The following is a 19187-nucleotide window of genomic DNA, read 5'->3' as shown; positions in this document are numbered from 1 at the left end:
GAGAGTCCCTGTATAAGCTGAAGACCTGAGCAGACGGAATGCTACCGCCCTTCGCCGTACACCCAGGCGCATCAGGTCAGATTCTTTAACCCGGTACACCACACCATCAGTTGCCGGGCATTGTGTGAAAGCGTTCACTCAGCCAGACAAAGCACTCAGCAGGTCATTGTGCAGGACGTAATCAAGGCCGCAGTACAGCGCGACAACTAAAGCCGCCAGCACCACCGTATGAAACAGCCGCGAGCGCAGCAGCCCACGGCGCACACCCGGACGGTGTTCAACGATTAACGGGGAGGATTGTGGCAGTTCAGAGGCTGGCACCAGTGCATCGAGGGATTCCATTGCCTGGCGGTGTTCGTCTTCATAACCGGTAAGAAAGCGACCAAACCCAAAGGCATAAATTCGCTGGTAAAGTACCAGCAGGCGCATATCGGGGTCAGTCTGACGCAGAAGCTTACGCAAAGCCTCAGGAACCCGTTCACCTGCCCGCAGCGTCCCGAGATAAGCACCTTCAAGTGGAGCCCGTCGCCAGACGCGATTATCGGCATCCGGGACACTGTTCATTACCGAGTGGTCAAGCAATCCACACTGGGCGTACTGCAGCTGCTGAATAAAGTCGTCGCTTTCCCTCATTGCATCTAGGCGCGACTTAACGTCTTCGACCAGCGCACAACCCCGGCGATAGAATGCCTCATCGCGCACCAGCCCTTTGTCATGGTTCACTTCCATAACAAACAGAAAGGTGTCCTGCAGCAGGTCATCAATCAAACGTATCGGATCAGTCGCGGTGGTATCACTGGAAGAAGGCAATGAACAATGTCCCTGTTCTGGTTGAGGTTTATTCAGTAACGGGTCAAAAATAGATCAGCAGAAAACAGGAGTAATCCGAATAAATGATACGAAATGTAAATGCTGGGTGGTATCAGTGGGATAATACCCGTGAAGGCTGGGCTTGCGGAGTTTATTTTAAAATAAAATAATCACTCTTAAATGATTTTTAATATACGACTGGTAGAGGTTTGATTCACAAAATAAATGTCCCCTGCAAACATATCACTGAAAAACATTATTCCCGCCCTTAACTCCATTTAAGCGACATTAAATAGTTTTCAGGTGGAACAAATGCTGTGTTTCCTCGCCATGAATACTTTCAGCACACCATCCACAACGAGTGAGCAGCTGCTGCATACCCGTAACGTTACCGGTTATTTTAGCAAGCAGAGGCTGTAGTTGCTGATTGCAATTTCCACCAAATGCCGCTTCGAGCGACGACTCAGACAACAATATCGCATTGGTCAGCGGATTCATTTTCACAGCGTAACGGCCAGACCATTCGCGGTCACTGAGCACATTATAGGTCCACTCCATATTCTGCGCGGTTTCCATTGCGAACTTCAGTCGAAAGAGATCGTTCTGTTCAGACAGGTCACCGGTACTTGATTGCCACAGGTATTCAAGTTTTCCGGGCAAATTGGCTTTCAGCCCTAACGTGCGCCCCTGTTTCAAAAGCCATTCGATATCTTTGGCGGTATCACGATGAAAGCGGCGTTGCTTCTGCGCTGTCGCCACAAATCGCCCGCTAGCGAAATTCCGGATAATTTCGGCTCCTTGCGGACTTTCGACTTGGCTTGATGTGTATCCAAAGGCTACACTTGGAGCCATGAAGGAAAAAGATGCCGGAATGCGAATCCGTGTCGAGCGGGAGCTTCGCGATGAATTTCTCAAGATATGCCGTGAGCAGGATCGCCCCGCCGCGCAGGTCATTCGGGAGTTCATGCGGGAATACATAGCGGCGAAGAAATCAAAGTATGCTGGTCAGACCGAGAATGCCAGCGGCAGGCCAGTTGCTCCAGAAGGTCAAGAATGAATGCCGTAGAGAAAGCCGTTCTTGGCGGACAAGCTTACGTTTGCATTCATTCAAGCGTTTAGAGTGAAAGAAGCAAAATATATGAAAAACGAGAATATAGTTCAGAAAATTTGGAACCTTTGCCACATCCTTCGTGGTGATGGGATCAGCTATCACCAATACGTGTCTGAATTAACGTATCTCCTTTTCCTCAAAATGGCGGAAGAGAATGGTGTTGAACGTCTTCTGCCATCTGGCAGCCGCTGGAAAGACCTCCTGAGTCATCCTAAAGATGGCTTGTTGGGTTTCTATCAGGAGACGCTGACCCACCTTGGTACTAGCGCAGAAAGTGAAACGATCCAGGCAATATACGCCTTTCCCACTACGGTTTTTTCGCACGACGAGAACCTTCACGCCGTAGTACATGGCATCGCCAAAATTGATTGGAATGATCTCTCGGGTGATAGATTTGGACACATCTACGAGGGGCTTATCGAAAAGAGCTCGCAGGATGTGCGTTCTGGAGCAGGTCAATATTTCACTCCAAGGGCATTGGTTAATTCCATGGTGCGAGCCATGAAACCAAAATTGGGTGAGATAATTCAGGACCCAGCGGTTGGAAGTGGCGGATTTCTAATTGCAGCCGACCGGTTCGTTCGTTCTGGGAATACGAAACAGGCATATGAGAAAACGCCCCCGAAATATCAAGGCGTTGAAATTGAAAAAAATACACGCCGAATTTGTTTGATGAATACATTGCTTAATGGCCTCGATGCCGAGGTCATATACGGCGATGCGCTGACGGATGACGCAAATGGGCTCAAGCCCGCCGATCTTATTCTTGCGAACCCGCCATTTGGGAGCAAGGCCGGGAGCAGACGATCGCTTCGCACCGATCTCCCACACAACAACTCCAACAAACAATTGGCCTTCCTTCAGCACATATATCTTGGCTTGAAACCGGGTGGACGCGCTGCGGTCGTTTTGCCGGACAATGTGCTGTCAGATGATGGCGTCGGCAGAATAGTGCGGTGCGATCTAATGGATAAGTGCGATCTACACACAATTCTGCGGCTCCCAACGGGAATTTTCGCAAGCGCGGGCGTCAAGACAAATGTTCTGTTTTTTAGCCGTGGCAATAACAATAAGAAGGATAATAATACGGAGTCTGTTTGGCTTTATGACTTGCGTTCAAGCATGCCCGTATTCGGGAAAACTACGCCATTGCTCGATACGCACTTCTCTGAATTTGAGAAATGTTTCGGAAATGATCCGCAAGGTAAGTCAAAGCGCGTAGATCAAGGAGAAACAGGCCGATTCCGTTGCTTTTCACGACGGGAAATTGCTGATCGAGATGATAGTTTGGCTATTTCTTGGCTGCGCGATGAAAGCGGCGATGACGAGGATGCTGCGGAAACTCCAGAGGAGATTGCCGCTCTGATCCTCTCTCATCTTCAATCGGCAATGAATGAAATTGAAGCCGTCGTCGGAGAGCTCATTGAACCTTCTGAGGTTAACGAATGACGATGAGGGAAAAATTTACGCAAAAAATCCAGTTGGTTTTGGTAGTTGGAGCAGACGTCCTGGAGATTAAAGGATTCAAAACAGCGCAGCTACGGCTGGCAACATGTCCGTGCCGCAACATGGGTGGTGGGCATGAGTGATTTACCAAAGGGGTGGGCGTCTACACCACTGAAAATGGTTGTCGAGCCATATGAGAGTATTGATCCTAGGCGACAACCTGAGAGGCAATTTCAATATGTCGATATCGGCTCCATTGATAATCGGATACAGAAGATAACAGAGCCAAAGGAATTCCTCGGGCGGGAGGCCCCCTCTCGTGCACGTAGGGTGATCAAAACTGACGATGTTCTATTCGCAACGGTAAGAACATATCTGAAAAACATCGCCCTAGTAACGGAGGATTTAGATGGCGAATTAACGACCACTGGAATTGTACCACTTCGTGCCAATAACGCGATAACACCAAAATATCTGTTCAATTGGGTTCGTTCTGAACGCTTTATCGCATCTATTTCAAAATCTCAAAGTGGAACGCTTTATCCTGCGGTATCGGAAACGCACATTTTAGACGCAAAGGTCTCTATTCCCCCCCTCGCGGAGCAAAAGAGGATAGTTGCTAAGCTTGATGAGTTGAATTCTCGAACGGCTTCCGCTCGCGATGCACTCGATCATATCCCAGCATTGATTGAAAAATTCAGGGCGCGTGTTTTGGCTCTCTCTTTTAACGGCGGATTGATCGGAAAGATGGAGAGCGAAACGACCTTACCCGAAAGCCGATGCTGGAACTTACCAGCAGACTGGCGCTGGGTAAGATTTGAGGAGGTTGCTACTGTTGCTGCGAGTTTGGTTCGCCCGGATAGCATTCTTGCTTTGCCGCATATTGCACCTAACAATATCCAAAGCGGCACGGCGAAGCTTCTGTCGTATCAGACGATTGGAGAGGACGGCGTCACAAGTGCCAAACAACGATTTTATCCGGGGCAGATTTTATATTCAAAAATTCGACCTTATCTCCGAAAAGCGGTGCTTGTCGACTTTGACGGCGCTTGCAGCGCAGACATGTACCCAATAAATGTTGATTCGCAATTAGAAGCAAAATTTTTGCTTTATTGGCTTGTTAGCGAGGATTTCGCGCAGTTCTCTGCCTTGCGTGAAGGACGTACTGTACTACCAAAAATCAATAAAAAAGAGCTCAACAGCACGCCGTTGCCATTGCCACCAAAAGAGCAACAGGCAGAAATTGTCCGTCGGATTGAAACCGCTTTTGCTTGGCTCGACCGTGTATCTGACGAATACACTGCAGCATCAAATCAGCTTCCTAGACTTGACACGTCTATTCTTCAAACAGCATTCAGGGGAAAGCTTGTTCCACAAAATCTGAATGATGAGCCCGCCTCAATCCTGATCGAGAGGATAAAGACAGAAAGCGCGGCAATAAAGAAAAAAACAAGCTCAGGACGGGCGGCAGCGCGTCCCAACAAGCCAGTTAAGAAAGGGGCGAAGATGGCGAATTTGATTGAGGTTATGAAATCCAAAGAAGGTTGGGTTTCCGCTAGTCACGCAGCGCAAGCGTTGGGCATTGGCGATGGCGCGGCATCTGATGCTGTTGAGGAGTTTTACAACGAGCTGCGGATACACCTGCAAAATGGTGACCTTGAGGTCGAGCGTCGGGGAAATGAAGACTGGTTGAGGCTGATGCCGATCAGTGAGGAGTGATCATGCGTATCGATTGGCTATGGATTGGCGAATATAAAAACCTGAAAAACCTGACGATTGACTTCGCTCAGGGGCATCTGATTACCGTATTGATCGGCAGAAACGGGACTGGCAAGTCGAATGTTCTGGAGGCAGCTACAGTTCTTTTCCGGGACCTGATCATGGGTGAGGATGGGAAGGGGAACAAAAACAAACCGTCCTTTGCTTATCGAATTTGCTATCAGATCAAGGACAAATGGGTTCGCATCGATGCAGATCCAGCGGGTAAGGAAGCATATCGCATTAAGCTCGCGACCTATAATCCCGATGCTAAATCTCCGCCTTCTGCCCTCAGCTTTGATGAATCCCCCGGCGAAGCCTTGGCTCTTTCCAAGCTGCGAGATCCAGATGACGGCTATCTGCCGAGGTTTGTATTTGGCTATTATTCAGGCCAAAGTGAAAGGATGGAAAAGGTTTTCCTCAAATATCTCGAACGGTACGATAGAGACCTGCGGGGTGGAAAAAATCCTGGCTTGAAGCGTCTGTTCTATGCACTTCCAGTTCATAGCAATTTTGTTTTGCTGTCTTTCATAGTGAATAACGCCGAGTTGACTGACAAGTTTTTGCAGGAACAGCTCGGCCTTGAAGAGGGGGGAATCGAATCCGTTCTCTTTGTTCTTAGACAGCCATCATGGACATCCAATGACGGCGATCCACGCTTCTGGAATGCACGTGGCGTCGTATCCGATTTCTTGGCGACACTTTACGATATATCTCTTGCGCCATTGCGGATCACCCGCAAGGAAAAGGTCAGCCTGTGGAACTGGCGAAAACTGGAGTTCTTGTATCTTTTTGTGAAAGACCTTTGTGCACTGCGCAAGCTGGCTGGAGGAAAGAGCACCGCCCAGTTCTTTCAAGATTTGGAAAGTACCTATGTTTCTGAGTTAATCGACGAGGTACGAATCAGGATCAAGCTGCGGAAAAATGATGGGTCTGTTACATTCCGTGAATTGAGTGAAGGCGAACAGCAGCTCCTAACTGTGCTCGGATTACTTCGTTTCACTGCGGAAGAAGAAAGCCTGTTTCTGCTCGACGAGCCCGATACACACCTTAACCCAAGATGGAGCGTCGAGTATCTTCAACATATACGCAATTTTCTGAATGTGAATGGTTCAGAAAAGCAGAATAGTCACGTTCTTCTGGCGACGCACAATCCAGTTGCCGTAGCTGAGCTTGAGAAGGAACAAGTTCAGATTCTTACGCGTGATAAGGATACGCAGACGATCTCGGCTGCGGAGCCGGATACGCACCCGCGTGGAATGGGCTATGCGGGGGTGATGACCAGTGAAATGTTTGGATTGAGTGCGGCCCTAGACACTCATACCCAAGATCTGCTTGCGAGGAAGCGCCATCTCAGCGGACAGGATGTGCTAAGTGAAGATGACAGAAAAACGCTGAAGGAAATCAACGAAGAGCTCCAAACCTACGGGTTCCGCTATGAGGTGCGCGATCCCGAACTTAAAGAGGCATTGCGAAGGCTGGATCAGGAGGCGATACCAGTAAGTGAAAGGGAGGAGCTGCCTGGCGAGGCTGAGAAAGCTCGCCGTTTAGTTCAGAATGCCTTGAAAAAGGGGGGGAATTGAGACGTGCGCTATATTAATCTGGACCAGTTGGAGTTACCAGATGGCTGGCAGGTGCGCGCAGACGCCGCTATTGCAGATGAGCCTGGAAAAATTAAAGATCACTCAGATGTTTGGCGCGATCTAAAACGACCATTAATGAAGCTTTCGCATAACAAATGTTATTATTGCGAGATTGTGCAGGAACGGTCTGATGGAGCAGTAGATCACTTCCGTCCAAAGAGCAAATATCCATGGTCGGCTTTTAGCCCTTCCAATTATAGATTTGCATGTACATTCTGCAACAGTGTGCGGGCGGATAAAGAAAGCGAGAAGACAGGGGGGAAAGGCGAACATTTTCCCCTCCTCGATGAGACTAAGCGTGCAACTTGCTGTGCAGATGAGACAAATGAAGGTCCAATTCTTTTGGACCCGTGCAAGCCAGACGAACCCGGCCTTGTAGATTTTGACGAGACTGGAAGACCTATACCGACATATTCTGAGGAGAAACATGCCGGCCGCAATAGGCGAGCAGCTGAATCAATCAGGCTTTACCACTTGGACCACGCTGATCTTGTTGACAAACGCAAGACGCTTGCTGTTTCAATAACGCGAAAGATTGATGCTGCCGATAGGTTATTTCCTCAAACAGAATCTGGAAATGTGGATATCGATAATTCGTTTTCAGAACATGTGCGTGCTCTTGCGGATTATATTTCCGAGGGTGCGGAGTTGTCGGCTTTTGCTCGAAGAATTGTGGCCGGCCGCCGAGATGTTTTGTGGGTTGAGAATTTGCTTCGCTCGGCCTGAAAATGATCTACTATCTCAGCTTAGACGGTTGTCACGCTTCGCGACGCATTTCATGTATAGATTGACACCAATTCGGTTCTGAAAAATTCAGCAAAAATAAGTGCTCTCACAATAATGGGCGATCTCTTGGGTTGCTGCTTTTCATCTCCACCCTCGACCGGCAACTCCAGTATTTCCGATAACCCTCGCGTGAGGGCCATTGCGCTCGTTCGAGATGGCTTTGCTAGCAACGATAGGTCCGAAGTTTCTCCTCAGCCGGATCGCCTCGTCCCTGTCTTCAGACTGACTGACTGACTGACTGACTGCCAGGAATACACGGTCATGGCCCACGAACTGGCAAGTTTCCCTGCCTGGAGGCGGTATTCTGCGATGCTTCGCAATACCGCACTGAGGTGAAGGCCGCAATAGATTTCCTCATTGACGGCATTTATCCGGTAAGCGTACAGCGAGAGCCGTATTGACAGGGATGCGTTATTCAGTTGCCGCCACTCTCCTTACTTGTAGCGGCATCATCGGCTTCGTAACAAAACTTAGAGCACGGTTACGTCCCTCAGGCATTGTAAAAATCGACATTCAAAAAAACACTATTTTCACAAAATAAATCAAACAACACACTTTAGTGCATAACAAACAAATCCACAAAATCAACAAAGCATAATCAATTGAAATAAAAGGATATTTTAAAAGAACAAAATTCAAACAATGAAAATAGTTTTATTTGAAAAGTTTTTGATTGAAAATAGTACACTGTTTACTGTGTAAATTTTACCTCAAGGATTTTCAAGATGGCTATTTTTGACAACACCACTGATCCCCAAGTACCCGTTGGAGTTGAAAACTTCCATCAAAGATTGATAATCGCAATAGGCAACGAAAGCAAAAGTTCCTTTGCTAAGAATTGCGGCATGGGTGCATCACTTCTCATGAAATACCTGACGGGGAAAACTACGCCTGGCGGTGAAAAGTTGTTGAGGATTTCACGCTACTCTGGAAGATCTTTGTCATGGCTGCTCACTGGTTTAGAAGAGAAAGCTGTTAGCTCTGAAGACCAGCGTAAGTGGTGGGGCAACTTATTCGATGCACTCACACCAGAACAGCGACAAAACATCACTGAAGCGTTTAAACAACGAGGTAAAGAAGGCACGTTTTCAAGCTATGCACTCACAGGTAAGCGTTGACGTGGCATTTTGAGCAAAACCCAGGATTGATGCTGTAAGTTCGGAGGAATGACAGTTTTTGAGGATAGGAGAACCCTGCTATTTCTGCTACGCAGAGTAGAAATAGCAGGGAGTGATATGCGTTAAAATTTATTAGCGGAAAATTTGAACCATTACAGTGGTTGTACCATTTGAGTTTTTATGATCATAAATTCGCACTCGCCCATCTTCTTCAAGCACAGCTAATGCCTTATACAATCGGTAGCGATCTCTGAGATGTGACGGTGCATAACGACGGATCATAGGACGAGCGACTTGTATGCTGTTATGGAAAGGCCCCGATATCAGCCATCCATATAAAACCTCAGCATCATCATCTGACGACCCGCAACCACAGACAAGCAGATTTATAACCTGCTGATAGTGATAAGACACAATTTGTATAGCACTTTTGATAAGGCTAACATCGACCTCATTGCTCTCATAACCGCTGAACTGATGAAACAAACCAGCAATCCTCACCACATTCTCAGGTGCTTTAGAAAGTATGCTGGGTAAGGCAGTATGCAAGTTAGTATCAGTTACCATCCGCGATTCCAGACGGTTCTGAAAACCAGCAAGGTATTCCTGTGCATCACGAGATAATGTCAGTCCTCTTGGCTTATCATTTTTAAGCATCTGCTCAAGCTGTTCGGTGATACGGTGATAAAACTTATCAATGATTTCACGGTTAACATTCTTGGGCTGAGTGTTATCTCGCTTCCCTTGCATTGAGTTAACGCCAGTAATGAGGAATCGAGGGAAGAAGCCACTGCCAAAAGCATGATTACCATAGCGTTTCAGGTAAGCTTTCAGTTCATCTGGCTGGATCATCAATAACATTGTAAAACGGCAATTATCAATGACCAAAGTGTGATCTTTACGATCAACTTCCAGTGATACTCCATCCCATGCCTGATTGTATACCGGCAAATTTCTATGCCCATGCCCTTTAAAGAAGATACCACCTTCGTCAAGCATGAGTCCCGCAGTAGCAATGTTTACTGATAGCCCTTTTAGAACGGCATCTGGTGTAGCATCGGTATAAATTAGTTTCGGTAATCTTGGTGCGACAGACTTTTGCGTATAATGAAATTTAAGTGTTTCTTTGAGCTCAGTCGTATCAAGCTTTTTCTCTGTGAATTTTCCGATCTTTTTTAATATTGCTTTTTCAATAGCCTTCCATGCTGCAAGTTCCGCCTCATAGGCTTCACGTTGTAATATGTATTCCTCCTTTACTTTCTTTTCAAACAAAAGAAATGGTCGGATAACTTCGTTGTAAACACCACTTTTACGTTCGCCCGATAATGCAATTATACACAGAAAAAGTGATAATGGACTGATACGACCATCACGATGCTCGATCATAGCTAAGCTTTGACAAGCCAGTGATATAGCGCCAAGCACTACGTCAGCTACCATTTCTACAGGAGCTTGTGAGCTTTTCTGTAACTCTTCAATTGTTTGGCGAACAAAAATAGGAAAGTGTTCAATAGGGTATTCAGGTAACGCAATTTCATTAAACATGACAAATCCTCGGTTAGTTATCGACTCATAACGAAATCGCTCCGTCACATAGTCTTAGCAACCGAGGCTAAATATATAAAACCAATCTGTAAACAGGGCTAAAATCCGATATAGTCCAATCGAATTGAGTCGGACAAAAAATATTTTTAACCGTTCAAAAAACAATCAACAAATTGAGATGAAAGCCACTTAACAACGTGATCTTACCCCCCTACCCAGAGAGATTAATTACAAATTACTTTCATCAATCATTGTTTACGCCATTCTTAACCACACATTTCAAAAAAATGCGTTGCATTAACTTTCTTTCTACCTACAATGTTAAGGAATACCACCTCACATTTCTGAAATACAAAGAAGGGTATCCTAAGTGGTAATTCACGCTCAAGATCCCCCAGTTTTTTTTTATTTCCTACTCGCCGATAATGTTGAATTCAGATAGTCTAACTCGACTCATTGTTTAACCACCCTAGCGTTGTTTCATTCTTCTGTAAATTTTTTAAGTCCCATCAGACTAAATTAACCTGCATAGGACAGATATAATTTCAGATAACAACCCTCAGTACTCTCCATTATCCTGGGGACAGCTTTTGTTCAGCAACTTCATTCCAGAAAATGAGAGGCACAACTAAGCGCAGCCCCAGCCAAATACGCCTGTGCTTTGACAATCCTGTTCGTATGGGTTACTACCATCAACGCTGGGTTTCGATAGCAAAATCTGCCGCAGCAGCTCCACCTGCTCATTCTCGCAAACTGTGCTTTCAAGTAGAGATGTCATCATCGGGGTCAGGTGCGCCAGGAAATTATGATGCGCCCCATCCATTCCAAGGGCTGAACGCCAACAATGGGTAAGCATCAACAGAAACCTACCTTCATCAAGCGTAAATGCTCCCGGATAACTCAGCGTGTCATAGTTAAGCAATAGCAATACAGTGTAGCTGGTATGACCGCTATCACTCTTCTTTTTCCAGAGATAATGAATTGTCGTATCACTAATGCTACATCCTTCAGTTTTTCGAGTACTGACATATGCAGGGATCCGTTCTTTAGCGATCCTAATAAAACGGTCAATAGCATCATCGCCTCCTTTAAAGTAAACACGTTTGTCCGGAAAATTCAGTATGACTTTGACCATTATGATATCGTCATGCTCAGAAAAAGCTTCAGTCACGACTTGTTTTACCTTTTCTTTGACACTGACTACTCCTGCTGAGCTAATTAACCCAGCACTGTGTTTAATCATTATTAATCTCGAATATTTAATGTTTTATTTCAGAAATAAATGCAATCCCATTCCTGTTTTATAAGAACACTATTTAAATGCGCTCTAAAACACGCTGTAAAGCTCCCTGTGCGATTTAATCGAAACAGTCGATAGATTCATCGAATAAATGATAGCAACGCTTATAATGCCTTCGAGACACATTACTCCATTAAGTTAATAAATATAAACTCAGAAATATATTTATTTAAAAATCATATTAACACCTGGATTCTCTGCTAAATAACAACCTCTATAATAATGAAAACAACAATTACTCCTTAATTAAAGCATACGTTAGGGGAATATCATAAAAACCCAGTCTAAAACGAACTGTAACGCTCTGTAAGCGACTTTCTTTCTCGGTTCGGTAGATTGCTCATCTGAATCATTAAATTGCTCAGAGGGCTTTATATTGGCCGATTTATTATTCATGATTACTCCCTCTCCTTTCCCGGCATCAGTAAATAATTCTAACCCTGACTACAACCAAAATTACGTTCACCATCTCCATAGACTTTAGTTGCCATCTTAGCGAAATAAGATGTACGAAACATCACAGCATCAAATGTCTTAAGTTCATCTTCACCATTGCGCTTGATCCAGTAACAACCATTAGCAGGAAATTCAACTAATCCTTCAGCATCCTCATAAGAAATTCCAATTGCACTAGCCCATGCTGATTTAATCATGTACGAAAGAGTATTCTTCTTGCTAAAGTCTCCAGGGTGATAGTAGGCATCTTTATTCAGCAAAAGTAATACATGATAATGTTTTTTGCTATTGTCACTCTGTTTAAACTCTCTGACCCAGATAAAACGAACCCTGCAAGGATAAACCTGCAAACCTCTTTTCTTCTTACGCTTACTATCAGCACATATTTTCTTGTTTAGTGATTTTATCGTGCGAGTGATAACTTCTCGATCCATTTTAATAGCATCAGCACTCTTTAATGGGAATCTAAGATCAATTCGTATTGCTAGTAATCTGGAATATTCCCTCCTAGCCTTGTTAATAGTTTCCTCAGCCCTAAGAATATATTCTGCATGAAGCTCTCCCCACTTAGCCGTCATATGATTTAATTTTTCCTCAGTTAGATACGAGTAGTTCATCAGGCATCACCTTTATTATGCGTTATAATTTTATCCATAAGTTTCACTTTCACTGACATGTAATAAATCAATCCATGAATAGTTGTTATTGGTTTTATTTAACATTGATGTATCTTAGTGTATAACAGATATGAGCATTGTTATTACTTATAAAACAAATATTACCTATCCAATACTATTTAATACTGCCTGAGACTTGACCGCATGGCCACAAAGCCAGATAACATCAATATATCGAATCAACACATCACTTAACATCTTAATTAAATTTGGGCGAAAGTTATTTCCACATAATATAGATGCATTAATTTATAGACTATCTCAAATCTATATCACCCCGATGAATAAATAACCACTATTTAACTCAATATCAACTTTGAGTAGTTATCGGAGAAATAACGACATGAATATCCCCATCACAGGACCTTTACCTTCAGGTCCTTTTACTCGTGAACAGGCAACTGCTGTTGCAGAGGTTTATACCAACGTCACCATCGAAGACGACCAATCAACTCATTTTCGTTTAGTTATCCGCAACGATGAAGGAATGATGGTCTGGAGAGCATGGAATTTTGAATCAAACGCAGGCTACTGGCTGAATAAGTTTATCGCCAGCGATGGTCGTCCTCGCGATCTATCGAACACCAACGCTTAGTAAACCACCAGTAACAATCACCTTCACATAAACAGGCTGCGTTCCTCCGGGAGCGTGGCCTTTTTGTTTTATATCAATCGAAAGGAGTATCCCATGCGTTTAGCCTCTCGTTTTGGCCGCATTAACCAGATACGTCGTGACCGCCCTTTAACTCATGATGAACTGATGAACGTCGTCCCCAGCGTCTTCGGTAGCGACAAACACGAATCGCGCTCAGAGCGATACACCCACATACCGACGATTACCGTTCTTGAGAATCTGCAACGCGAAGGATTTCAGCCCTTCTTCGCCTGTCAGACCCGCGTGCGTGACCATAGCAAGCGCGAGCACACCAAGCATATGCTGCGTTTACGTCGCACCGGTCAGATTGCGGGTCAGCAGGTGCCTGAAATCATACTTCTTAACTCTCATGACGGTTCATCAAGCTATCAGATGCTGCCGGGGCTCTTTCGTGGTGTCTGCACCAATGGGCTCGTCTGCGGGCAGTCGTTTGGCGAAGTGCGTGTTCCACACAGGGGCAATGTGGTGGAGAACGTGATTGAAGGCGCTTACGAAGTCCTGGGCGTGTTTGACCGCGTTGAAGAAAAGCGTGATGCGATGCAGTCGCTGGCACTGCCACCACCTGCACAGTATGCACTGGCAAATGCAGCGCTTGAGTACCGCTTCGGTCAGGACCACCAGCCAGTAACAGTATCGCAGTTGCTGACCCCACGTCGCCGGGAAGATTACAGCGATGACCTGTGGACGGTTTATCAACGGGTACAAGAGAATTTAATAAAAGGCGGATTGTCAGGACGCAATGCCAAAGGGCGCAGTAGCCGTACCCGAGCCGTCACTGGTATCGACGGTGATGTGAAGCTCAACCGGGCGCTGTGGGTGATGACCGAGAACATGCTGGAACTCTTTCGGGGTGCCAGAGCCGCCTGAAAACACGCAATTCAATTATCGCTTCTGCAGTCAGTCCTCATCTCACATCAATCACCGATTAATCCCCTTATTTTTCAGGAAATTTGTTATGACTAATAGTACCCAGTCGCTCTTTACTCCAGACGCATCTGTTTCGATTGCAGATCCGAATCGTATTACAGCAACACCAGTTGCCGATGAAAACCGCATCATGTTCTGGCCGCAGCACTTTGGCGACATCCCACAGTGGCTGATACTGGAGCCACGCATCTTCGCCTGGATGGACCGCCTGTGTGCCGATTATCACGGTGGCATCTGGCGTTTCTATACGCTCAGCAACGGAGGCGCATTTATGGCCCCAGAGTCTGACGATGATGAGAAATGGACGTTGTTTAACAGCATGAATGGCAACAGGACAGAGCTAAGTGCGGAAGCGGCAGGTATCGCAGCCTGTCTGATAGAATACAGCCATCACGCGATGCGCACCGAATGTGATGCGATGACGGAGCACTACTACCGTCTACGTGATTATGCGCTCAGTCACGCAGAGTGCAGTGCCATTATGCACATCATCGACTGAGCGGAGGCGCGATGCGTACTTATGCCAAACCCGTTCAGCTCGACATGTTTCCTTTCTCCTCGCCCACCAGCACGTTTCCGACCATTTCGCTTACCGCACAACGCACCATTAAACGTGCAATCCGCCTGCTGGATAACTATCTGCGCCAGCCGGGTGTGACCTTCAACTCCAGTACTGCTGCCCGTGACTGGCTGCGTCTGCAACTGTCCGGGATGGAGCGGGAGGTGTTTATGGTCCTGTATCTCGATAACCAGCATCGCCTGATTACCCATGAAACCCTGTTCTCCGGGACTATCAACAGTGTTGGAGTCCATCCCCGCGAAGTGGTGAAATCTGCCCTGAAGCATAATGCTGCCGCCGTCGCACTGGCACATAACCATCCCAGCGGACTGGCTGAACCCAGTCAGTCGGACCGCAGAATGACGGAGAAACTGCAACAGGCTCTCGCGCTGGTTGATGTGCGGGTACTGGACCATTTCGTGACCGGCAGTCACGACATTGTGTCCTTCGCAGAACGGGGCTGGTTATGACAGTGGCTCAGGACCATCAGGCAACATTTGAGCGCAGTATAACCCTCATTCTGCTGGATAACGGCGATGATGCTGTTTATGTCTTTGGTAAATGCCTGCTTTGTTCGGATTATGCCAGCGGGGATAAATCCGTTGCAGAAACCGGCGAAAGACTGGCAGGCATTCTGAACGTACCGCTCTGGCAACTCACACTTCCCGTCCCTGATGATGAAGAGTGGTGCTGGAACGATATCATTGATGTCCTCGTCAGAGGTGACTACCCGGAGGTACTGCCATCGTGAAAATCATCAGTAAACGCCAGGCGATGACTATTTACCGCAAATATCCGGGCTCCCGCCTCTTTCGCTACTGCACTGGCAAATACAAATGGAGCGGCAGTATCTGCCATTACGCCGGTCGTGAGGTACAGGACATTACTGGTGTACTGGCCGTCTTTGCTGAACGCCGTCAGGACCGCAATGGTCCGTATGTGGTACTGCGTAGCGTCACGCTCAATTAATAATCTCTTCATCTAGTTAAGGAATACACAATGCAATCGCAACATTTATCCGGTAAACCACCGGAGGACATCCCTTGTATGCAATGGGGATTAAAACGCAATATAACGCCCTGCTTTGGTGCTCGTCTGGTGCAGGAAGATAACCGTCTGCATTATTTGGCTGACCGCGCGGGATTCAGCGGGGCGTTCACCGACGATGATGCAATACGCCTCGACCAGGCATTTCCGCTCATGATGAAGCAACTTGAGCTGATGCTAACCAGCGAGGAGCTTAACCCTCACCACTCGCACTGCGTCACGCTCTACCACAACGGGCTAACCTGTGAAGCCGATACACTCGGCTCCTGTGGGTATGTTTATCTCGCGATTTATCCCGGCAAACCATCATCGCTGTAGCCTGAACCCTGGGTATCAAATTTACTCTCAGAGAGAAACCAGCCTATGCAATCACTCTTATCACCCTCACGGGCGGATTACCCCTGCCCGTCGCCTGTCGAAATCTGGCAGTTACTCCTGACCCATCTGCTGGAGCAGCATTATGGCCTTACCCTCAACGACACGCCGTTAAGCGATGAAAACGTCATTCTGGACCAGATTGAAGCCGGGATATCACTTTGCGATGCCGTCAATTCTCTGGTTGAAGAATACGACCTGGTACGCACTGACCGCAGTGGATTCACTGTCATGGAGCAGTCACCGTTTATCAGCAGTATCGACATTCTTCGCGCCCGCAGGGCAACCGGTCTGATGAAGCGCAGCAGCTATAAAGCCGTGACCAGCGTTACCGCCGGTCTTCGCAGTTAGGGAAACAACCACTAAGGGACAACAATGAAAATATCAATCAATGTTGAGGCTGACGGTATCAACGTTCTCGCGCTCAATATGGGAAAAATTGCAGTTGAAGTCGATGGCGTTGAAATAGAGAAACTTATCGATATCGCCAATGAAAATGGCTACTCGCTGGCGATTGCTGATGAACCGGGTGAAATCGTCATTGCAGATCCATTACCTGCAGCAGCGAGATTCAACGGTATTCAGTGCAGCACCGCCCATATCACCGAAGAAGACAACATGCTGCTACGCACGCTTTCACAACCGCACCAGCCGTATGACGACGCGGAATGGATCCACTACACCGGCTCTGGCTATCTGATCCGTCTGGATGCGTGGGCCTTTCCGGTGCTGCAACTGAAGCGCCGTGGGCTTTCAAAACCCTGTCGGAAGCTGGTTGTCACGTTGATACGCCGTTACGGGCTCACCTGCATTCACCTTGATGCCTTCGCAGAGATCCTGCCAGGCTTCGTCACTTTCGACTGGTGAACTCCATCTACCCAATTTCTCCACGGTAACACCATGACGCTAACCACTGAGCAAGGGCTGCAGATCCTTATCGACTGGCTACAGGACAATATCGACTGTGAAACCAGCCTGATTTTCGATAGCGACAAAGACCAAACCCAATCCGCTGATTTACTGCCTTGCGTGGAACAGGCTCTCCACGATGTAAGGGATCTGCGTCACCTCCAGCTGCTGCACAAATCCGGCACGCAGTGATCTCCACCACCAACACCTCAACCGCATAAGCGCCAGCCCTCACCGGTTGGCGTTTTGCTTTTATGCGACCTGTATAAAGGAAAAACAAATGTCTGACATACAACCTCACCACGAACCCGAAGTTTTGACTGAGCATACTGGAATCATTAGCTCCACCAGCATTGAGCGCATCGTCACCGGGCGTAATGCTGCCTTGAGTCTGATAGAAATCCTCATTCATCAGCTTGCAGATATCTCGACGCTAACCCTGAGTATCGGTGGCAAAACCGCCCTGGACTGGGCTATGAAGCAGGATTTTCGCTGCGGTTGCTGGCTGATGGAAAAATCAGAAACGGCGATGAAAGTCATTACCCGCAATATCGATCGCGGTATCTGGCGTGATTTGATGAAGAAATCCGGCATGATTTCATTGATGGACGCACAAGCGCGTGACCAGTGGTACAACAGCCTGGAGAAAGACGACATCCCTGCCATCAGTGAAGAGAATATCCTCAGCACCTTTGAGCAACTACATATGAGCAAAGCAGAGGTATTTGAGCGTGGGATCATCAACGTGTTTAAAGGCTTAAGCTGGGATTACAAGAGCAACAGCCCCTGTAAGTTCGGAAAGAAGATCATCGTCGAAGGGCTGGTTCAGTATGACCGCTGGGGATTTCATTTCCGTCATGGCCGCAGACGTGAGCAGTTATCTGATCTGGATAGGATGTTGAATCTACTGGATGGTAAACCTGTTCCAGAGAATCGCAACGATCTTGCAGTAAGACTGGATTCCCATATCAGCAAACAACATTCCTCCGTTTTCGAAGACGAGTACGTTTCGATACGCTACTTCCAGAAGGGAAGCGGGCACATTACTTTCAAGCGTCCAGATCTGGTTGGCAAGATTAATGACATAATTGCGAAACACTACCCAGAGGCGCTACCATCAAGAACTAATTAATCTCCCGGCTTTGGTCGTAGGGAGAGAAAATTAGAGTGGTAAAATTTTTAGGCACCTCTTTAGGCACCAAAGAAAAACTGAACTGATACTACTCTTTTTAAAATCAATAGATTGCATGACCAATTCAGACTCCGCCAGCCCACCAAAATTCTTGGTTGATGGTCACCAGAACCTGAGACGAAGTCCTGAAAGCCCGCACGGCGTAAGCCCTGCGGGCTTTTTTGTGCACAGAAAACCCCCAGCTAGGCTGGGGGTTCAGTAAAGCTTTCAGCTTTGAGTCGGTTCTAAAAACCCCTTTTGATTTGTTAAAACAGGTTGCGGTCTGGCAACTGCAAACATTCAACAAGAAATCAAAAGGGGGTCCCAATGAGGGACGAAAAGAGCTTAGCGCACACCCGATGGAACTGTAAATATCACATAGTTTTTGCGCCGAAGTACCGAAGACAGGTGTTCTACGGTGAAAAACGCAAAGCGATAGGCAGTATCTTAAGAAAGCTGTGCGAATGGAAAAACGTGAATATTCTTGAAGCGGAATGTTGTGTGGATCACATCCACATGCTTCTGGAGATCCCGCCGAAAATGAGTGTATCGGCTTTTATGGGGTACCTGAAGGGCAAGAGTAGCCTGATGCTTTATGAGCAATTTGGGGATTTGAAGTTCAAATACCGTAACAGGGAGTTTTGGTGCCGAGGGTATTACGTTGATACGGTTGGAAAAAATACGACCAGGATACAGGAATACATAAAGCACCAACTGGAAGAGGATAAAATGGGTGAGCAGTTGTCGATCCCCTATCCGGGTAGCCCGTTTACGGGCCGTAAGTAATCCATAGATGCAAATGTCAGATCGTGATGCGCCTGTTAGGGCGCTGCTGGTGACAGAGCCTTATAGGCGCATATGAAAAACCTCCGGCTATGCCGGAGGATATTTATT

The 19187-nt window shown here is 46.8% G+C and carries 23 protein-coding genes and 1 pseudogene; 19 read left to right on the top strand and 5 right to left on the bottom strand.

Translation table 11 applies throughout. The annotated features are described in order from the left end of the window. Nucleotides 1-138: 138 nt before the first annotated feature. Entirely contained in the window at nt 139-810 is a 672-nt protein-coding gene (locus tag ACLW56_RS18165) for a DotU/TssL family secretion system protein (protein ID WP_330985134.1), read from the bottom strand. A 288-nt stretch (nt 811-1098) separates the two neighbouring features. Continuing rightward, nucleotides 1099-1662: a DUF2913 family protein gene (locus ACLW56_RS18160; RefSeq protein WP_330985133.1), complete on the bottom strand. Its 564-nt coding sequence runs from the start codon at nt 1660-1662 to the stop codon at nt 1099-1101. Between ACLW56_RS18160 and ACLW56_RS18155 the strand changes: the two genes are divergently transcribed. The 7 genes and pseudogenes from ACLW56_RS18155 (at nt 1661) to ACLW56_RS18125 (ending at nt 8672) form a co-directional block, all read left to right on the top strand. Continuing rightward, entirely contained in the window at nt 1661-1867 is a 207-nt protein-coding gene (locus tag ACLW56_RS18155; protein WP_330985132.1) for a hypothetical protein, read from the top strand. The genes ACLW56_RS18160 and ACLW56_RS18155 overlap by 2 nt on opposite strands. A 21-nt stretch (nt 1868-1888) precedes the next feature. Further along, complete coding sequence (locus tag ACLW56_RS18150; protein ID WP_330985131.1) at nt 1889-3370, top strand: N-6 DNA methylase; 1482 nt, start codon at nt 1889-1891, stop codon at nt 3368-3370. Between the two features lie 45 nt (nt 3371-3415). After that, the gene (locus ACLW56_RS18145; RefSeq protein ID WP_330985130.1) at nt 3416-5086 is read left to right on the top strand and encodes a restriction endonuclease subunit S; all 1671 of its coding nucleotides are present in this window, start codon (nt 3416-3418) and stop codon (nt 5084-5086) included. Between the two features lie 2 nt (nt 5087-5088). Then, nucleotides 5089-6708, top strand: a complete 1620-nt coding sequence (locus ACLW56_RS18140; protein WP_330985129.1) for an AAA family ATPase — start codon at nt 5089-5091, stop codon at nt 6706-6708. A 3-nt stretch (nt 6709-6711) separates the two neighbouring features. Next, nucleotides 6712-7494, top strand: coding sequence for a hypothetical protein (locus ACLW56_RS18135; protein WP_330985128.1), 783 nt, complete (start codon nt 6712-6714; stop codon nt 7492-7494). A 252-nt stretch (nt 7495-7746) separates the two neighbouring features. Continuing rightward, nucleotides 7747-7955 (top strand): annotated as a pseudogene (locus tag ACLW56_RS18130) (hypothetical protein); the annotation flags it as partial. A 324-nt stretch (nt 7956-8279) separates the two neighbouring features. After that, complete coding sequence (locus tag ACLW56_RS18125) at nt 8280-8672, top strand: hypothetical protein (protein ID WP_330985127.1); 393 nt, start codon at nt 8280-8282, stop codon at nt 8670-8672. A 132-nt stretch (nt 8673-8804) separates the two neighbouring features. On the opposite strand, the gene ACLW56_RS18120 is transcribed toward ACLW56_RS18125, so the two are convergent. From ACLW56_RS18120 to ACLW56_RS18110, 3 genes are all read right to left on the bottom strand, one after another. Beyond that, nucleotides 8805-10217, bottom strand: coding sequence for a YfjI family protein (locus ACLW56_RS18120; protein WP_330985126.1), 1413 nt, complete (start codon nt 10215-10217; stop codon nt 8805-8807). Nucleotides 10218-10845: 628 nt separating this feature from the next. Next, on the bottom strand, nt 10846-11460 hold the full coding sequence (locus ACLW56_RS18115; protein WP_330985125.1) for a YagK/YfjJ domain-containing protein: 615 nt from the start codon (nt 11458-11460) through the stop codon (nt 10846-10848). Between the two features lie 491 nt (nt 11461-11951). Continuing rightward, nucleotides 11952-12590, bottom strand: coding sequence for an inovirus Gp2 family protein (locus ACLW56_RS18110; protein ID WP_330985124.1), 639 nt, complete (start codon nt 12588-12590; stop codon nt 11952-11954). Between the two features lie 403 nt (nt 12591-12993). Here ACLW56_RS18110 and ACLW56_RS18105 point away from each other — a divergent pair, with 403 nt between their 5' ends. The 12 genes from ACLW56_RS18105 (at nt 12994) to tnpA (ending at nt 19079) form a co-directional block, all read left to right on the top strand. After that, nucleotides 12994-13245, top strand: a complete 252-nt coding sequence (locus ACLW56_RS18105) for a DUF905 domain-containing protein (protein WP_330985123.1) — start codon at nt 12994-12996, stop codon at nt 13243-13245. A 93-nt stretch (nt 13246-13338) separates the two neighbouring features. Then, nucleotides 13339-14172: a DUF932 domain-containing protein gene (locus tag ACLW56_RS18100; RefSeq protein ID WP_330985122.1), complete on the top strand. Its 834-nt coding sequence runs from the start codon at nt 13339-13341 to the stop codon at nt 14170-14172. An 88-nt stretch (nt 14173-14260) separates the two neighbouring features. Continuing rightward, on the top strand, nt 14261-14731 hold the full coding sequence (locus tag ACLW56_RS18095) for an antirestriction protein (RefSeq protein WP_330985121.1): 471 nt from the start codon (nt 14261-14263) through the stop codon (nt 14729-14731). A 44-nt stretch (nt 14732-14775) separates the two neighbouring features. Further along, nucleotides 14776-15261, top strand: a complete 486-nt coding sequence (radC, locus tag ACLW56_RS18090) for a RadC family protein (protein ID WP_330985182.1) — start codon at nt 14776-14778, stop codon at nt 15259-15261. Next, entirely contained in the window at nt 15258-15542 is a 285-nt protein-coding gene (locus tag ACLW56_RS18085; protein WP_330985120.1) for a hypothetical protein, read from the top strand. The genes radC and ACLW56_RS18085 overlap by 4 nt, the downstream gene beginning before the upstream one ends. Further along, nucleotides 15539-15760 (top strand): DUF987 domain-containing protein, encoded by a 222-nt coding sequence (locus ACLW56_RS18080; protein ID WP_330985119.1) that lies wholly within the window; start codon nt 15539-15541, stop codon nt 15758-15760. Before ACLW56_RS18085 ends, ACLW56_RS18080 begins: the two co-directional genes overlap by 4 nt. A 30-nt stretch (nt 15761-15790) precedes the next feature. Next, nucleotides 15791-16156 (top strand): type IV toxin-antitoxin system YeeU family antitoxin, encoded by a 366-nt coding sequence (locus ACLW56_RS18075; RefSeq protein WP_330985118.1) that lies wholly within the window; start codon nt 15791-15793, stop codon nt 16154-16156. Between the two features lie 45 nt (nt 16157-16201). Beyond that, the gene (locus ACLW56_RS18070; protein WP_330985117.1) at nt 16202-16564 is read left to right on the top strand and encodes a TA system toxin CbtA family protein; all 363 of its coding nucleotides are present in this window, start codon (nt 16202-16204) and stop codon (nt 16562-16564) included. Nucleotides 16565-16588: 24 nt separating this feature from the next. Continuing rightward, nucleotides 16589-17080, top strand: a complete 492-nt coding sequence (locus ACLW56_RS18065; RefSeq protein WP_330985116.1) for a DUF5983 family protein — start codon at nt 16589-16591, stop codon at nt 17078-17080. Nucleotides 17081-17113: 33 nt separating this feature from the next. Then, the gene (locus ACLW56_RS18060) at nt 17114-17314 is read left to right on the top strand and encodes a hypothetical protein (protein WP_330985115.1); all 201 of its coding nucleotides are present in this window, start codon (nt 17114-17116) and stop codon (nt 17312-17314) included. Nucleotides 17315-17402: 88 nt separating this feature from the next. Next, nucleotides 17403-18254 (top strand): DUF4942 domain-containing protein, encoded by an 852-nt coding sequence (locus ACLW56_RS18055; RefSeq protein WP_330985114.1) that lies wholly within the window; start codon nt 17403-17405, stop codon nt 18252-18254. A gap of 366 nt (nt 18255-18620) precedes the next feature. Next, the gene (gene tnpA / locus ACLW56_RS18050) at nt 18621-19079 is read left to right on the top strand and encodes an IS200/IS605 family transposase (protein ID WP_330981770.1); all 459 of its coding nucleotides are present in this window, start codon (nt 18621-18623) and stop codon (nt 19077-19079) included. Nucleotides 19080-19187: the final 108 nt, after the last annotated feature.

Source organism: Pantoea sp. sgz302252 (assembly GCF_047713085.1).
Taxonomy (GTDB): domain Bacteria; phylum Pseudomonadota; class Gammaproteobacteria; order Enterobacterales; family Enterobacteriaceae; genus Scandinavium.
This window is presented reverse-complemented; position numbering and strand designations above follow the sequence as displayed.

Coding starts and splice junctions, on each gene's coding strand:
- ACLW56_RS18155 (WP_330985132.1), top strand. CDS start 1,661: ATGAAGGAAAAAGATGCCGGAATGCGAATCCGTGTCGAGCGGGAGCTT.
- ACLW56_RS18160 (WP_330985133.1), bottom strand. CDS start 1,662: ATGGCTCCAAGTGTAGCCTTTGGATACACATCAAGCCAAGTCGAAAGT.
- ACLW56_RS18140 (WP_330985129.1), top strand. CDS start 5,089: ATGCGTATCGATTGGCTATGGATTGGCGAATATAAAAACCTGAAAAAC.
- ACLW56_RS18125 (WP_330985127.1), top strand. CDS start 8,280: ATGGCTATTTTTGACAACACCACTGATCCCCAAGTACCCGTTGGAGTT.
- ACLW56_RS18120 (WP_330985126.1), bottom strand. CDS start 10,217: ATGTTTAATGAAATTGCGTTACCTGAATACCCTATTGAACACTTTCCT.
- ACLW56_RS18115 (WP_330985125.1), bottom strand. CDS start 11,460: ATGATTAAACACAGTGCTGGGTTAATTAGCTCAGCAGGAGTAGTCAGT.
- ACLW56_RS18110 (WP_330985124.1), bottom strand. CDS start 12,590: ATGAACTACTCGTATCTAACTGAGGAAAAATTAAATCATATGACGGCT.
- ACLW56_RS18105 (WP_330985123.1), top strand. CDS start 12,994: ATGAATATCCCCATCACAGGACCTTTACCTTCAGGTCCTTTTACTCGT.
- ACLW56_RS18100 (WP_330985122.1), top strand. CDS start 13,339: ATGCGTTTAGCCTCTCGTTTTGGCCGCATTAACCAGATACGTCGTGAC.
- ACLW56_RS18095 (WP_330985121.1), top strand. CDS start 14,261: ATGACTAATAGTACCCAGTCGCTCTTTACTCCAGACGCATCTGTTTCG.
- radC (WP_330985182.1), top strand. CDS start 14,776: ATGTTTCCTTTCTCCTCGCCCACCAGCACGTTTCCGACCATTTCGCTT.
- ACLW56_RS18085 (WP_330985120.1), top strand. CDS start 15,258: ATGACAGTGGCTCAGGACCATCAGGCAACATTTGAGCGCAGTATAACC.
- ACLW56_RS18075 (WP_330985118.1), top strand. CDS start 15,791: ATGCAATCGCAACATTTATCCGGTAAACCACCGGAGGACATCCCTTGT.
- ACLW56_RS18070 (WP_330985117.1), top strand. CDS start 16,202: ATGCAATCACTCTTATCACCCTCACGGGCGGATTACCCCTGCCCGTCG.
- ACLW56_RS18065 (WP_330985116.1), top strand. CDS start 16,589: ATGAAAATATCAATCAATGTTGAGGCTGACGGTATCAACGTTCTCGCG.
- ACLW56_RS18060 (WP_330985115.1), top strand. CDS start 17,114: ATGACGCTAACCACTGAGCAAGGGCTGCAGATCCTTATCGACTGGCTA.
- ACLW56_RS18055 (WP_330985114.1), top strand. CDS start 17,403: ATGTCTGACATACAACCTCACCACGAACCCGAAGTTTTGACTGAGCAT.
- tnpA (WP_330981770.1), top strand. CDS start 18,621: ATGAGGGACGAAAAGAGCTTAGCGCACACCCGATGGAACTGTAAATAT.